Origin of the sequence: Indioceanicola profundi, assembly GCF_003568845.1 — a bacterium.
Lineage (GTDB): Bacteria > Pseudomonadota > Alphaproteobacteria > Azospirillales > Azospirillaceae > Indioceanicola > Indioceanicola profundi.
This window is the reverse complement of sequence record NZ_CP030128.1, coordinates 1-14536: the sequence shown is the minus strand read 5'-3', so window position 1 is coordinate 14536 and position 14536 is coordinate 1. Positions and strand designations below refer to the sequence as shown.

Below are 14536 nucleotides of genomic sequence, written 5' to 3'. Positions count from 1 at the left end.
ACCTCCGGTATTAGCCCCTCCACTGCCGATGCTGGTCCGTTGACTCATGCCCTCTAAACAACTTCCTCCATATCATAATAATCTGATGAACGTGACTGACGCCAAAGCGCAAAATCGCCACTGAGTATTTGGTGCGCCGCACAATCAGCCAGATTTGCCAGCCCGCTCAGTTGGAAAAGCCAGCTGTAGGTTCCGATGTCCGTGTCAAGTGCCTCCCCCGCCAGCATGCCTAGCAGGCGGGTGCGCACAGGCTGTAATGTCTGGATCAGAACATGAAGATCCTGTCCCTCCAGGTCGGCATGGCGGCTCCAGGCTCCGGAGAGGACCAGCATTTCCCGGCTCACGCGAAAGCCGGAGCAGTTATCAAACATGTTATGGGTGCAGCTGCCCGTTGGCAGAGATTTCAGATGGCGCTGCCCTGCTGCAAAGCTGTCCAGAATCCGCATTGCGCAGAGCAGGCGCTGGATTGGGCTGGAGGCATTGCGGGCCTGCCGGTAGAGGGCAGCCAGGGCGCGATGTTCTGCCGTGAGGCCATCGCCGATATCCGCTGTGGCATCAATCGTGCTAGGGCGGAACGGAACGGCACGCCATTTTGCCTGATGAACCATGTCGGCCACGCGCAGGCCGGCGATTTCCATCCCGCGACCATGGGTAACGCACCATCGGCCAAGCAGATCGGCCACCGCGTCATAGACCAGCTCGACGGCAGCTTCGGCACTAGCAGCTTGGCTTCGGCAGATCAGCTCTCCCAGGCGCCCGTTTGCGCCATTCGCCGCGGCAATCTGGATTTCTGCTCCACCTGGGGCGGCGATACTGAATTCAGCCTCCAGCAGGAGGTCGATGTCCCAAGCGCGGGTCAGCGGGTTCAGCAGGTAAACAGCCACCAGGAATTCGCGCTCCGCGCGATCCTCCCGCGAGGCGCGCACCATGTCTGGCGAAGAGTCCCCGCGAAGCGGTGGTATCGCATTATGTGGAATCCACATGATGGATGATCCCGATTGGAGGGAAAGGAGGCGCCCGCCGGTAAACGGGCGCCAGTAACCTCACGCGGCTTTCCCAACGATCGGGGAAATCGTGCAGTGATAGGTCATCCCCTCGGCACCAAAGCACCAGATGATGTCGTTGCTGAATTCGGGCCGATAGATCGGCAGCTCGCCTTGGGTGTTGAAGCAGCCGCAACGCCCGCAGAATGACTTGCCGCAACAATCCCGATAGGCAATCAGGTAGGTTACCTTGTCCTCGGGATTGAAGCAGCTTGCCACCCAAGAGCTTGGGGAAAGGGATGTTCCTGGCGGGCATTGTGTCATCGTTCCGCCGCAGCAGTCGCAGACGTTGCCGTCCAGCGAGCAGTGCCGCCAGTAATCGCAAGCCTGGGCGTCGGTTGCCTGTGGCTGCCAGCCGCCGTCCGGCATGGTGGCGTGCGCCTGTTTCATTCCGCGCCGGTCCACCGGCAGCAGGGGCAGCACCGTGGCTCCACCCACGATGACTCCAATCCTGCCGAGGAAGCCCCTTCGTGAAGTGCGTTGCGCCACATGTCGGGTCACGCCCTCGACCAGCGCGTCGAACCGTGTTTTGAACAGCATTCCCATACCTCCCTTATCTTGGTTTTATCCGTGGTCAGTGGAGAAGCTGAGCCTCTGGCTCGACCTTCGGCGTCGGCATCTGGCCGGTGCTGCGCAGGAAAGCCTGAATGGAGGCATGGCCGGTCCTGCGGGATTCAACCAGGCTCTCCAGATGCTCGCGGGTGTTGACCAGGCCTTTCGAGCGAATGATGCCGTCCCCGTCGATAATGACGGCGTGCGGGACGCGGCCGACCTGATAGCGCATTCCGACTTCGGCCGACCGGACGTAGGGAATGCCAGTGAGATCGTGGCTTTTCAGGTAGCGCTCATGGTCTGCCGGATCTCCATCGCTGATCAGGACCAAGCGCAGCTTTTCGTCCCGAACCAGCGACTTCGCCACCGGCAGCAGCTTCTCGCACATCGGGCAGGTCGGGGAGACGAACAGCAGAAGCTGATCCATTCCGCTGGCCTGCACACCGCCGATGGAGACGGCCCGCTCATTCTGGTCCTTTAGCGTGAAGGCGGGGGCGGCATCCCCAACATCGGGACCCTTGTCCGTCATCATGGCGCCCAACGGGGCGGAGCGCTCATGTAGCAGACCGATTTGGCGCGCCAGGCCGATGAGCAGCACGATGCTCGCCACCAGACCGATCCAGAGCAGCACATTGGAGATGATGAGAGCTTCGATCATGATGATTTGACCTCGTGATGGTGGGCATGCGCGTGCGCAGCGGCGGGGATAAGCGAGGCGGCTACACGGATCTGTGTCGCCGCGACATAGAGGAGGGCGGTCACGGCCGCTGCGAGGCTGGCCGTTATGAGGTCCAGCAGACCAGGTGCGGCCGCGGTAGCCGGCTTTGTGGCCAGGAGCAGGGCCAGACCCATCAGCCCGAGGTTCCGTGCCACCATCCACCAGCTCAGATGCTGGCCGGCCCCGGTGCGGAAGCAGCCGCAATCGATGTTCTGGCGGCCACGGACAAGATTGACGGCCACGGCCAGGCTGAAGATGGCAAGCAGCAAAAAGGCTACCCCGCCTGTCACCTGCAGAAGAGTAGGAACAAGCAAGGCTGCTGCAAGCGCGAGTTCGGCAAAGGGCAGAAGTCTGGCTGCAGGCTCGGCAACACGGGGTGGCAGAATCCGGAAGTTACGGACGATACCGACAAATTCCTCACGCTGGCGGAGCTTTTGCGCACCCGCAACGCTGAAAACAAGGGCCAGGAGAACCTGCCCGTAGACCACGAGGGTTGGATCGTGGAGATAGGTCATGGCAGTTCCCTCACGATCCAGAAGAGGTCACGACAATATGCGGCGTGACGCCTAAATTTGGGATCGAGGACCGGCGCTGGCCGGTGCCTGTATCATAAATTTCCAGCGTGGAATGGTGGGTATCCAACGCGAAGAGGAGCGGATTTTGGTCCTGGCTGATCGCAATGGAATTCGTGCTATTCTCAAGCGGAATTTTCTTGAGGCGCTTGCCATTATTCGCATCGTAAACCCAGACTTCCTTACTGGGATTAGCGTGCGTGAACTCGCCGCCCTGCCGGACCAGCACGTAGATCTGATTGGTTGGCGTATGATAAGCGGCCACCTGCCATCCGCCGGGCCGCCAATTCTCCTGCCGCTCCTGATCCGAGAACATGGACCAGCTTTGGCCGAATTGGGGATCCTCACCGCTGAGATCAGCCGGGTAAACCGTTCCATCATAGGAGATGAAATACGCCTTGCCGGTTTTGGCCGAGAACAGCGGGTGGTCGTAGATATGCTGCTCCGGCGGATGAAAGGGTTTGCTCTCTGTGGTCTTTGTCTCGCCGTCACGGGTGAAGGCCACCTTCAGCAGGGAACCGCCCCGGCAATGCATGTAAAAGCGATCCGGCGCTGTGGGCATGACAAAATAGCAGTCTGGCACATCGACTGTCGTGATGTGCTTGTTATTCTGCAGGTCCACGATGCCGACCCCTGGGGCCGGAGAGAAACGGTAATAGAGCAGGAACTGTCCATCGGGCGTGATCTGGGACATGGCATCCATGGGCATGAGCAAGAAGCGCTCTTCCGGAATGTCGATTTCCTGCGTCACGCTGAGAGTTTTTGGGTCCCAGATCTCGATGAAGTCGTTGCGGGCACCGCGCGAGACGCGCTCGAACAGCGTATTACTCACGACGATGCGGCCATCATCTGGCATGAGATTGACGTTGACCAGCATGCCACCATCCAGCATGCCCAGGAGCTTGCCCTGTTCGCCATCGATCGCATAGATCCGGTTGATGACGTTGAAGTTATCCTGGTCGGCCACATAGACCCGGCGGGGATTGTGAGCCGGGGCTTCCAGGATCCCGGTCTCTTCTTCGGGGACAACGGTGGCTTCTTCGGTAACATGGGTCGGGATGTCCGTGCCGGACTGTTTGCCAGCCTGACTTTGTGTCTGGTTCTGGGCCGAAGCCGAGAACGGAATGGCCACGAGGCCGATCAATGCCGTGGCACAAAGGAGCGTGCCAAGCCGACTGGACTTCGGGCGTTCTGTGGCGACGTTTGCTCGACGCATCACTGTTTCCTCCCGTTGGATTTGATTTGAGCTTTTATGGCCTCAGGCCAGGGCCGCGGCGGCAAATGCCGAGCCCGCCAGGGCAAGAACAAAGCCGTCTGCCAGCACTGCCCTGGTTTCCGTGCCGGCGAGCCAGCGCTGAATCGTCCAGTCCTGGACCGGGAAAGCATTGACGATCAGGGGAAGGAACCGTCCCACGTTGAGGGCAGCGGTCAGGATCATGGCTGAAGTGAATGAGCCGCTCAGCAGCGCGCCGGCAACAGTCACATAAAGGATGGGAGTCCTTACATAGGTGAGGAAGTTCAAACCCAGGGAAAAGCCGTAGAGCAGGCCGACCATAGGAAGCGAGAATCTAGCCCGCGCATCATGCGGCACCTGGGCCCGCCGCTGGGGATAGGGCAAGCTGAAGAACTTGAGCTGATGCAGCCCGTAGCCCAGGGCCAGCAATCCGAGTGCAATGGGCACCCAGCCCGCATCCGGCGATACCGGAAGCATCAGCGCCGCCCCGCCCAGCATTGCTCCAAGGAGCAGGGCGCCTGCCGCATAGCCGAGCGCATGCATGAGGAAGGTGGGCGTCCATCCGGCGATGGAACGGGCGCTGTAGGACCCGCGCGGCCTCAGCAGGCTAAGCGAGGAATAGCCGCAGGGCGACCAAGTCGAAAGCAGCCCGCCGATAAAGGCAAGCCCTGCAAGAGCAGGAATCATTCCGCTCGACGTGTCGAGCGCGCCGGATACGGCGCCGGCGGTGGCACCGATCCCAATACCGCTCAATGCAGCCAGTGCACGCGACGTGGCACGGGATTCCGTTGGGAAAATGTCGCGATCTTCGATGCGAACCTTGGGCGCGGAACGAAGTTTGGGATCGGGCGTCGCGTCAGGCCCAATTCCATCCAGCAACTCAGTGGAGTGTAACGTCACGTAACCCTCCCTTTTTATGCTGCGACGGACATCAAGATGATGGGACGTCTATGAGCACCTCATCCTGACGGCCTCGCTGCGATGCAGGCTTCTTTAAGATCAAGCCCGGATGGCTGAGTTCTCGGCATCAGTTATGCGCTTTCAGAAAGCCAATAAGTTCTTTGCGCTGCGCCTCGCTTGACACTCCGCCGAAGAACATCCTGTTTCCAGGAATGTGCTTGCGCGGGTTTGTCAGAAAGGCGTCGAGCGATGCGTCATCCCAGGTAATCCCGGAGTCCCTCATAGCTGGGGAAAAATTGAAGCCCTCCAGGCTGCCAGCCTGACGCCCAACGACGCCATGCAGGCTCGGTCCGGCCTTGTTTTCGCCCGGCTTCAAGGAATGGCACGAGGCGCAACCGGACCATGCCTTCGGAGGTGATGGCTCCTGTGCGAAGACAGGAGATGCAGTCCAACAAGCAGTACTAAGCATCAAAATGAAAAGGGAAGAGCGCATCATTCTAGGCAGCCTTCTCCATGTCATTCGGCAGGTTGACCTTGCCTTGGAATGGACCGGCGGACTCCCGCAATCCTAGCTATTCCCACAACGATCATTTTTTTGAGCGCGGGGACCAACCCTTGCGTTCTCACACCTGATCTTCATGGAACGGTAACAGGTTTTTAACCCCTGCAAAGGTAAGGTTTTTTTTATTTAGACGGTCTCTGGTCAAATCCGTTTACCGCAGGTGGCGCGCGCCTACAGGCCCACGTCTCTGGGTCGCAAACGGATCGGGTGGGGGAGCTCGGCGGGACAGGCCTGTTGATGACCGACTTCCCGCCATCATGTAATAGGGCAATTTGCCGCGTTGTTGGCCGAACCGACAGGCGATTCCGGGCCTGCGCTGGCATCTGCTCTGGGCCTTTCAGGCGACATGTGAAACTGGGCTCTTCCGCAGATTCGGTGATGGCCCTAGATGCCGTAATGGGCTTGGGCCAAAGGATGACGTGCTGGGTGGCTGTCCCCCAGAGTGATGGTGTGAGGAACGGGGTCCACGCGGGTCGGCCCCAAGCATCATTGGAGAGCAGCCATGGAGCAGTATGCCGGGATCGACGTGTCGTTGGAACTGAGCAGCGTGTGCGTGGTGGACGCCAAGGGCCGGGTGGTGCGCGAGACCAAGGTGGCCAGCGAGCCCGGTGTGTAAATACCGGAATGGATTTGGCTCTCCCGCACTTTGTGTGGAGGCACCTGGGAATGGGCTTGTTCGGAAAGCACATAGCAGGAACAACGCCCGTATCCACATTGTGAACCGTGCCCAAACCCCTGCCGACCCTTATCCCGGCGGCGCTGAAGGCTGTGCAAATCCGGCCTGAGCCCGACCGCATCATCATCCTGACCGCATCCGTCATCACTGATCCGGCCTGCTGCCCAGGCTGCGGAGCCGTCTCCACCAGCATCCATGGCCGTTACCATCGAACCCTGGCCGATCTGCCGTGGCAGGGCCGGCCGGTCCAGCTGAAGGTGGAGGTTCGCCGTTTGGCCTGCCGCAATCAGGGCTGTCCACGTCGGACCTTTGCCGAGCCAATGCCGGACGTTGCCCGCCCCTTTGCCCGCCGGTCTGAGCGGCTGGCCGACATTCAGCAGCATCTTGGCCTCGCCTTGGGCGGTGAGGCTGGCAGCCGAATGACCAAACGCCTCTCTATCCCGGCCAGCCCAGACACGCTGATCCGCATGGTCTGCACTGCACCGCTTCCAGCACCGCCCGCGCCAAAGATCATCGGCATCGACGAGTGGGCTTGGCGCAAAGGCCGCCGCTACGGCACCATCATTGTCGATCTGGAGCGCAATCGCATCGTCGATCTCCTCCCCGACCGGAACCCGGACAGCGTAGCAAAGTGGCTGCACGAGCATCCAGCCATTCACATGGTCGCCCGCGACCGGGCCGAGGTTTATGGCAGTGGCGTCCGGCAAGGCGCTCCGGCGGCAACCCACGTTGCTGATCGCTGGCATCTGCTGCGCAATCTCGGCCATGCCCTCGAGACCGTGTTGGGCCAGAACGCTGCCGCTTTGCGCCAGGCCGCCCGGGAGACGGTTGCAACCCTCGCGCCCACCGTGCCGGCGGAGCCGGAGAAAGCGCCTTTACCGTCCGCCACCCTGACGCAACGGGCAGCGAAGCACGAAGTTCGGCAGAGCCGTCATGTGGACCTGGTCAAGCTGCAGCAGACCGGTGCCAGCATCAGCGCCATGGCGCGCACGCTCGGCATGGACCGAAAAACTGTTCGGGCTTGGCTGAACCTGGAGGAGGCGCCGTCCTGGAGCAAGCGTCGCACCGGAAGCACCTTGGATGCCCAGGCCGTCTACCTGCAGCAGCGCTGGGATGTTGGATGCCGTCGAATTTCCGTTCTCCAGCAGGAACTGGCGGCCCGCGGCTGCTCTGTTCCACGCACTACATTGCAGTCCTGGATCAAAACCCGGTTAGCGGCGGCTGGTCCGCCAAATAATCTTGCTGCTCCCCTGATCGTTGGTTGGAAACAGCCGTCTCCCAGGCGCACCGCCCGCCTGCTCCAGAGTGACGTTACTACCCTCACTGATGCTGATCGCCAGTTCGTCACGCGCCTGCAGAACTTGGCGCCAGCCCTGGCCTGCAGCGTGGATCTGGTTCGCCGGCTGGCAGCTATCCTGCGCAAGGAGACGGCCGAGGCACTTGGGTCATGGTTGGACGCAGCGACCACGACACCGTTGAAGGCGTTCGCCTCCGGATTGGCAAAGGACAGGGAAGCAGTGGAGGCAGCAATCAGTGAACCCTGGTCCACCAGTCCGGTCGAAGGGCAGATCAACAGGCTGAAGCTGATCAAGCGCACCATGTACGGCCGGGGTGGTTTCCAGTTGCTCCGCAGCCGCGTCCTCCAAGCCGTCTGATGCTCATCCCTCCACACAAATTGCGGGAGAACCAGATTTCGTTCGGCGCTTCTGGGGAGTATTCACCCGGGATCAACAGGTCGCCCCCGAGATCGAGCGTGCTGTTGTCGAACTCGCCGTCGAACAGCCGGCCTGGGGCCAGCTGCGGGTTGCCAATGCGCTCAAGCAGCAAGGCCTGTCCGTATCCCCGGCCGGTGTGCGCTGTGTCTGGCAGCGCCACGATCTGGAAACCATGAGGAAGCGCCTGAAAGCGCTGGAAGCCAAGATGGCCCAGGAGGGCGGCGTGCTCACCGAGGCGCAGCTGGCGGCCCTGGAGAAGGCCCGCCAGGACCAGGAGGCGCATGGCGAGTTCGAGAGCGAATGCCCGGGCTATTGCGTGGCCCAGGACACCTTCTATGTGGGCACGCTCAAGGGTGTGGGGCGGGTGTACCAGCAGACCGTGATCGACACCTACAGCAAGGTGGCCTTCGCCAAGCTCTATGACCGCAAGACACCGATCACCGCGGCCGAGATCCTGAATGATCGGGTGGTGCCCTTCTTTGACGAGCACGCCATCCGCATCAGCCGCATCCTCACCGACCGTGGCACGGAGTTCTGCGGCAGCCACCAGAGCCATGAGTATGAGCTCTATCTGGCGGTGGAGAACATCGACCACAGCCGCACCAAGGCCAGGAGCCCGCAGACCAATGGGATCTGCGAGCGCTTCCACAAAACCGTCCTGGACGAGTTCTATCGGATCGCGTTCCGCAAGCGCATCTACGCCAGCATCGAGCAGCTGCAGGCGGATCTGGACGCCTGGATGCGCCAGTACAATGAGGAGCGATCACACCAGGGGCGCTGGTGTTATGGCAAGACCCCAATGCAGACCTTCCTCGACACGCTTCCACTGGCAAAGGAAAAGCTCATGGCCGCATAATCTGCAATCGGACAGTCCGCCAAAACCGGACAATCCTTCACCTGTCAGATCAAGTCGTAGCTAATACACTTCAGGCCCCACTGCCGCACCGTCTCGTGGCTGACCACGATGCCGCGGGCCGCCAGCATCTCCTCCACCATCCGCAGGCTCAGCGGAAAACGGAAATAGAACCAGACCGCGTGGCTGATCACCGCGGGCGGAAACCGGTAGCCAGCGTAGCTGGGATGGGACGATCTCATCATGACCCGTCTAAACAGCTGCCGCGCCGGTCACCGCAAACTTGACCGTCCCATCACGCGTAGCTCAGGCTCACGTCAGCGCGGGCGGCAGATTGCTCGGCATCTTGGCCGAGCTCTCATAGCTTGCGGCCAAGGAGAGAATGGAAACCTCATCATAGGTCGAAGCCACGATCTGAAGGCCGACGGGAAGGCCGCTTTGGGTAAATCCGACGGGCAGGGAAGCAGCCGGGTTTCCGGTCAAATTGAACGGATAGGTGAAGGTCGCCCAGGAGACGATGTTCTTGTCCTCAAAGCCCGGCGGCACGTCGCGCCCGACCGGAACGCCGGCGACTGGAATGGTCGGCGTCAGGAGGAGATCATATTTCTCGAAGAACTGGCGGAGCCGTTCGCGGAAGGCATACCGCTCGAAGACGGTCTGATAGTAAGTGTTCATGTCCTGCGCGATCGCCGCGCGCAGCACGTCGAGCACGGCTGGATCAAGCAGGTCGGGCTGCTCACTGATGGTGTCACGCAGCCTTGTACCGACGCCGGCATAGAACTCCGCTGTCCACATTGCGATCGGATCTTCCATGACATGGTCGATTTCCTCTACCTCAAAACCGAGCGCAGCAATGGCCTCGACAGCCTGTCGCGTCAGATCAGCGACCTCTGGATCAACCCGGCCATAACCCAACGTCGGGCTCCAGGCAATGCGCATAGCCCGGCGGGTCCGGGTCGCGGAGACGAAATCAGGCTGCGGCGCTTTAATCGAGAACGGGTCGCGTGCATCGAAGCCAGCAATCGTGGTGAGGACGAGTGCCGCATCTTCCACCGTACGCGTCAGCGGACCGACATGGGCGAGCGTCGGTGTTGCCGACGTCGGAAATACCGCTACGCGCCCGAACTGTGACTTGATGCCAAATAGACCGCTCAGTGCGGCAGGAATACGGAGAGAGCCGCCGCCGTCGGTGCCGATCGCATAGGGAACGAGACCGGCCGCGACCATAGCCGCCGCGCCGGCGCTTGATCCGCCGGGCGTCATGTCGAGGTTCCAGGGATTGCGCGTGATGCCCGTCAGCGGGCTGTCACCTACGGCCTTGCAGCCGAACTCGCTGGTGGTGGATTTGCCGAGGATCACCGCGCCGACCGCCCGCAGCCTTGCGACCGACGGTGCATCCGCTACCGACGGCGTGCTGGCCGTGCTCCGGGACCCGAAGCGCTGGGGCATTCCTTCGACCGCAATCAGGTCCTTGATGGATGTTGGTATGCCGTCGAGAACCCCCAACTTCTCGCCCCGCATCAGGCGCTTCTCGGCGGCTTGTGCCTGCTTGCGGGCGCCCTCGAAGTCGGTGTGTGCGAAGGCATTGAGCTTTGGCTCGAGGCGCTCGCAGCGGCTGATCACGTCATCGAGGAGTTCGACTGGCGAAAACGCTTTTCGGGCCAGTCCAGTGCTCAGTTCGCGAATCGTTTTGAAAGCGAAATCGGACATGGCATTAACTCTCTGCGAAGAGCATTACGGCATCGCGTCGTAACGCGGACCGGAGGGCCGCTGATGCGCGAGCCGGACTGAAGAGTCCGTTTCGCGCATCAGCACTGGGGTTTATTCGTCAAGGAGAGCAATGGCACGGACCGGAGAACCGGACCCGCGCTTGAACTTCAGGGGCAGCCCGATGAACTCGAACTCGCCCTTGCCAATCAGCTCTTCGAGATTCACCAGCCACTCAAAGTGGGTCATGCCGAGGTCCCGGCAGAGACGGTGCTGGGCGAAAATGTTGTCGCTTGGCTTGTCGGTCGACGGGCCTTCCACGCCGTGCATGAGCGAGCGGCGGTCATAAAGCCAGCGGGTCGCCTCGACAGTCAGGCCAGGATTGCCCCAGACGATCTGTTTGCGGTCACCCCAGTTGCGGGCGTGGAAACCGGTGCAGAGCAGCACGATGTGCCCGTCCACCGTCACACCCGATTTCGTCTCCGCCTCGGCCATGTGCTCGGCGGTGATGTCCTCCAGATCACCAATATGGCGCAGGTCGAAGCAGACCGCCTTACCCATGAAAAGATCGAGCGGCATCTCGTCGATTGCCGCACCCTTCGGGTTGACGTGGAGGAAGGCGTCAACGTGAGTGCCCACATGGTCGAGCATGCCGATATAGTTCGTCTGGAAGGTCATTGGATCGCCCTCGACACCCAGGCCGAAGGATGCCGTGCTTTCATGCGTCAGCGCAGGCAGGTAGACCGGGCTCTGGAAGAGCTTGTGCGCCGGCATGTTGTCCTCAATGGTGAGGCTCAGATCAACGATGCGTCGTGCCATGGTAGGACCTTTCATATTGGATTTCGGGATGGGGTGTTCGGCGGTGAGACTTCACATCTGCGCCGGAAGCCAGGTTGCGATGCCGGGGAAGGCGGCGATCAGGAAAACGAGCAGGAGAAGGATGATCCAGTAGGGGATGGAGCCCATAAATATGCGCGCCAATGTTGCATCTCGGTCGCTAACGCATCCCTTCACCGTATAGACACACAGGCCGAGTGGAGGCGTTAGGAGACCCGCCTCGATCGCGACGATTCCCATGATCGCGAAGGCGAGCGGCTCATAGCCGAGGGTGACTGAAATCGGCGCGAAGATCGGGACCGTCAGCAGGATAATCGACACGGAGTCAATGAACATCCCGAGCGCGAACCAGATCAACACCATCAAGGCTAGGATCAGAAGCGGGCTGTCGCCGAGTGACAGGAAGAGCCCCTGCACGAAATCGTTGATGCCGCCAAGCGCCAGTAGCCGCGAGTACATCTGCGCGGTGATAAGCAGGAAGAGAAGCGGCGCTGAGATGCGACCCGTCTCAAGGACCGCTTCGGCCAGTCCGCGGGGCTTGACGCCTTTAACAATTGCGAGGACCAGGGCGAACAGAACGCCCACGCCCGCCGCCTCGGTCGGCGTGAAGGCGCCGAGCCAGATGCCGCCCAGCACAACTGCGATGAGTACGAGGGCACCCAATCCCCCGATGGCTTCCCGCCGCCGCTGGGCGCGGTCCTCATCGGAAGTGAGCATGTCCTCGGCGTCACCGGCAGGGCCGCCGAATACTTCGGGCCGCAGCATGGCGTAGCCGAGAATGAAGATCATGAACATCAAGGACAGCAGGATGCCGGGCAGCACGCCTGCGACGAACAAACGCCCAATTGAGATCTCCGCGATGACGCCCCAGACGATCAGGAGCACACTTGGCGGGATCAGCATTCCAAGGCAGGCGCTGCCGGCAATCGAACCCAGTGCCACGCCCTTGTCATAGCCATGGCGAACCATTTGGGGATATGCGATGCGGGCAAAGGCAGCCGCAGAGGCGATGCTGACACCTGTGACGGCACCGAACACCGCATTACCGCCGACCGTGGCGAGTGCCAGCCGGCCCGGAAGGCGCCGGAAGCTGCGATTGATGATGCTGTAGAGGTCCCCGGCCGCACCTGAGCGGGAGATGAACTCTCCCATCAGGACGAAAAGGGGGATCACGGCGAAAACGTAGTCGCGGATTGATTCATACGTTGTGTTCGCGAGAAGTGAGCTGGCGACCGTGAAGCTGCCAGTGAGATAGGCAAGCCCGACGAAACTGCACAGGCCTAGCGCGATCACCACTGGAATGCTGCAGAGGATGAGTAGGATGAGAATCGCGATGATCGCGATGGCGAATTCCGGGCCGGCCATCGGTTTTCCCTTCAGACTTGTGGTGGAGGCACCAACCGGGGGCTAGCGCGTTGCTGCGCTCAGACGGCGACCTGGGCGGTCTCGTCATTCTCGCCCGTGTCGCGCAGGATCAGCGCTCGCAGGGCAAGAAGCGCGTAGTTTGCGATCGCCAAGAGCGAGCAGCCGACGATGGTGACGCGCAGTGGCCACGTCGGCATCTGGAAGGAGGCATGGCCGATGAACTCGCCGATTTCGATGGAGCGCATCATCGGCGACCAGGATGCCCAGGCGATCAGGCCGAAAAAGAGGATGCTCAGCATGCAGGTGACCACCTCGACGGTGATCTTTCCGCCCAATCCAAGCCTGGAGAGCAGGAAGTCGGAGCGCAGCATGCTCCGAATGCGCACCGAGTAGCCCAACTGCAGGAATGCGATGATGACGATGCCGTTGGAGACAATCTCGGCGATGCCGATGATCGGCTGGTTGAAGAAAAACCGCATCGTCACATCGAGCGTGATCAGAAGCGCCACTGCCAGGAGAAGCGCCGCAGCAAAGTACTTCAAGAGCAGCGTAATGCCCTCAAAAGCTCGATCAATCGCAAGAAGCATAGCGAAGACTCCCGTTCAATCCGGCGCGACCGCCGTTACGGCAATTCCTTTCAGCTCTATCGCTCTTTGCGATTTACTTGATTTCGTAACGGTGGGCCCACTTGTGGCCGTGCTTCTCGAGCTCACTCATGTAGAAATTCATGATCTCAGCTCCGCTTGCGTGCCCACGCGAGCGCATCTCGTCGGCCATGCGCTGGGGAAATGCGCTAAGCGCAGTCGCCCAATCCTGTTTGGCCGCCGCATCGATCTCGCGCACATCCACGCCGAGTTTGCGCAGTTGCTCAAGCCCACCCGCATCGTTTCGGGCGCACACCTCCGCGGTGACGTCGGCCCATTCCGCACCGACCTCACGCAGGATTTCCTGGACCTCCGGTGGCAGCCGATCCCAGCTCTGCTTGTTGATCGTCACGGCGTTCAGATACTGCGCGCCGAAATCCGCCTTGGTGAAGAACGGGGCGACTTCGTTCAGCTTGAAGGAGTGCCACCAGCTCGAGGCGCTGATATAGCCCTCGTAGACACCGGACTGCATGGATTGGTAGGCTTCGTTGAGGTTCGAGGCCACCGCCGTCGCGCCAACGATCCAGTCGAGATTGGTGCCCGCGCCCGCAATCTTGCGTCCTTGCAGATCCGAGAACTTAGTCCAGTCGAAGGTGGTGCCGAGACCATAATTCTCCAGGCATGCGCCGCCGAGATAGACTTGGTTGAAATTTTCCTCGAACGTCGTGTGAAGTTCGGGAAACGCCTCATAAGCCGCCTTCCCCGCTGCCGTCACCTGGCGGGCATCGCCCGAACCGAAGGGCAGGAACAGCGTGAAATTCTGCGGGAAGAGGTTGGAGGGCTCGAAGATCATGCTGATAAAGCCGATATCGAGAATGCCGTCGCGTGTGGACGACAGAACCTCAGTTACTCGCGCGACTTGACCGGCATGAAGCTCCTGCAGCTTGACCTTATGGTCAGTGCGCCCCTCGATGCGGCGCTTCAGCTCCGGTGCGAACCACTTACTGGCGGTTTCCGTGTAGGCAAGCATCCCGATCGGATGACCGGACCCAAGTCTGAGATTAATCGTGTCCGCGAAGGCAACGTTGGCAGTGGATAGAGACGTCGTGGCCAGAGCTGCGACGAGTATAGACATCTTCCGCATTGCGAATGTCCCCCTGCTGCAAGCCGCGCTGGGTCATCAGAACGGCTTATGCCGACTATGGTTCTTGCTGTCGG

At 60.9% G+C, this 14536-nt stretch carries 13 protein-coding genes and 3 pseudogenes; 3 read left to right on the top strand and 13 right to left on the bottom strand.

All coding sequences use genetic code 11. From position 1 onward, the window contains the following. Positions 1-53 precede the first annotated feature (53 nt). The 7 genes from DOL89_RS21330 to DOL89_RS25135 form a co-directional block, all read right to left on the bottom strand. Entirely contained in the window at positions 54-929 is an 876-nt protein-coding gene (locus DOL89_RS21330; protein ID WP_119681413.1) for a methylamine utilization protein MauJ, read from the bottom strand. Positions 930-1043: 114 nt separating this feature from the next. Next, positions 1044-1583: a methylamine dehydrogenase (amicyanin) small subunit gene (mauA, locus tag DOL89_RS21325; protein WP_119681412.1), complete on the bottom strand. Its 540-nt coding sequence runs from the start codon at positions 1581-1583 to the stop codon at positions 1044-1046. Positions 1584-1617: 34 nt separating this feature from the next. Continuing rightward, positions 1618-2253: a methylamine dehydrogenase accessory protein MauD gene (gene mauD, locus DOL89_RS21320; protein WP_205574739.1), complete on the bottom strand. Its 636-nt coding sequence runs from the start codon at positions 2251-2253 to the stop codon at positions 1618-1620. Continuing rightward, a complete protein-coding gene (locus DOL89_RS21315) occupies positions 2250-2828 on the bottom strand; it encodes a MauE/DoxX family redox-associated membrane protein (protein WP_119681411.1) in 579 nt (192 codons plus the stop codon). Before DOL89_RS21315 ends, mauD begins: the two co-directional genes overlap by 4 nt. A 10-nt stretch (positions 2829-2838) precedes the next feature. Further along, entirely contained in the window at positions 2839-4101 is a 1263-nt protein-coding gene (locus DOL89_RS21310; protein ID WP_119681410.1) for an amine dehydrogenase large subunit, read from the bottom strand. Between the two features lie 42 nt (positions 4102-4143). Next, positions 4144-5019, bottom strand: coding sequence for a methylamine utilization protein MauF (locus DOL89_RS21305; protein WP_162937762.1), 876 nt, complete (start codon positions 5017-5019; stop codon positions 4144-4146). 127 nt (positions 5020-5146) lie between these two features. After that, positions 5147-5488 carry a c-type cytochrome gene (locus tag DOL89_RS25135; protein WP_225890089.1) on the bottom strand — a complete coding sequence of 114 codons (342 nt, stop codon included), beginning with the start codon at positions 5486-5488 and terminating at the stop codon, positions 5147-5149. 595 nt (positions 5489-6083) lie between these two features. Here DOL89_RS25135 and DOL89_RS21295 point away from each other — a divergent pair. The 3 genes and pseudogenes from DOL89_RS21295 to DOL89_RS21285 form a co-directional block, all read left to right on the top strand. Further along, positions 6084-6188 (top strand): annotated as a pseudogene (locus DOL89_RS21295) (IS110 family transposase); the annotation flags it as partial. 116 nt (positions 6189-6304) lie between these two features. Then, positions 6305-7912 carry an ISL3 family transposase gene (locus tag DOL89_RS21290; RefSeq protein WP_119681407.1) on the top strand — a complete coding sequence of 536 codons (1608 nt, stop codon included), beginning with the start codon at positions 6305-6307 and terminating at the stop codon, positions 7910-7912. Positions 7913-7988: 76 nt separating this feature from the next. Then, positions 7989-8828 (top strand): annotated as a pseudogene (locus DOL89_RS21285) (IS481 family transposase); the annotation flags it as partial. Positions 8829-8896: 68 nt separating this feature from the next. Here the strand turns inward: DOL89_RS21285 and DOL89_RS21280 are convergent. From DOL89_RS21280 to DOL89_RS21255, 6 genes and pseudogenes are all read right to left on the bottom strand, one after another. Next, positions 8897-9067 (bottom strand): annotated as a pseudogene (locus tag DOL89_RS21280) (IS6 family transposase); the annotation flags it as partial. Positions 9068-9137: 70 nt separating this feature from the next. Beyond that, positions 9138-10535: an amidase gene (locus DOL89_RS21275; RefSeq protein ID WP_119681406.1), complete on the bottom strand. Its 1398-nt coding sequence runs from the start codon at positions 10533-10535 to the stop codon at positions 9138-9140. Between the two features lie 111 nt (positions 10536-10646). Continuing rightward, on the bottom strand, positions 10647-11351 hold the full coding sequence (locus DOL89_RS21270; protein WP_119681405.1) for a cyclase family protein: 705 nt from the start codon (positions 11349-11351) through the stop codon (positions 10647-10649). A 51-nt stretch (positions 11352-11402) separates the two neighbouring features. After that, on the bottom strand, positions 11403-12734 hold the full coding sequence (locus DOL89_RS21265; RefSeq protein WP_119681404.1) for a TRAP transporter large permease: 1332 nt from the start codon (positions 12732-12734) through the stop codon (positions 11403-11405). A gap of 59 nt (positions 12735-12793) precedes the next feature. Further along, on the bottom strand, positions 12794-13321 hold the full coding sequence (locus tag DOL89_RS21260; RefSeq protein ID WP_119681403.1) for a TRAP transporter small permease subunit: 528 nt from the start codon (positions 13319-13321) through the stop codon (positions 12794-12796). Between the two features lie 73 nt (positions 13322-13394). Then, a complete protein-coding gene (locus DOL89_RS21255; RefSeq protein ID WP_119681402.1) occupies positions 13395-14462 on the bottom strand; it encodes a C4-dicarboxylate TRAP transporter substrate-binding protein in 1068 nt (355 codons plus the stop codon). Positions 14463-14536: the final 74 nt, after the last annotated feature.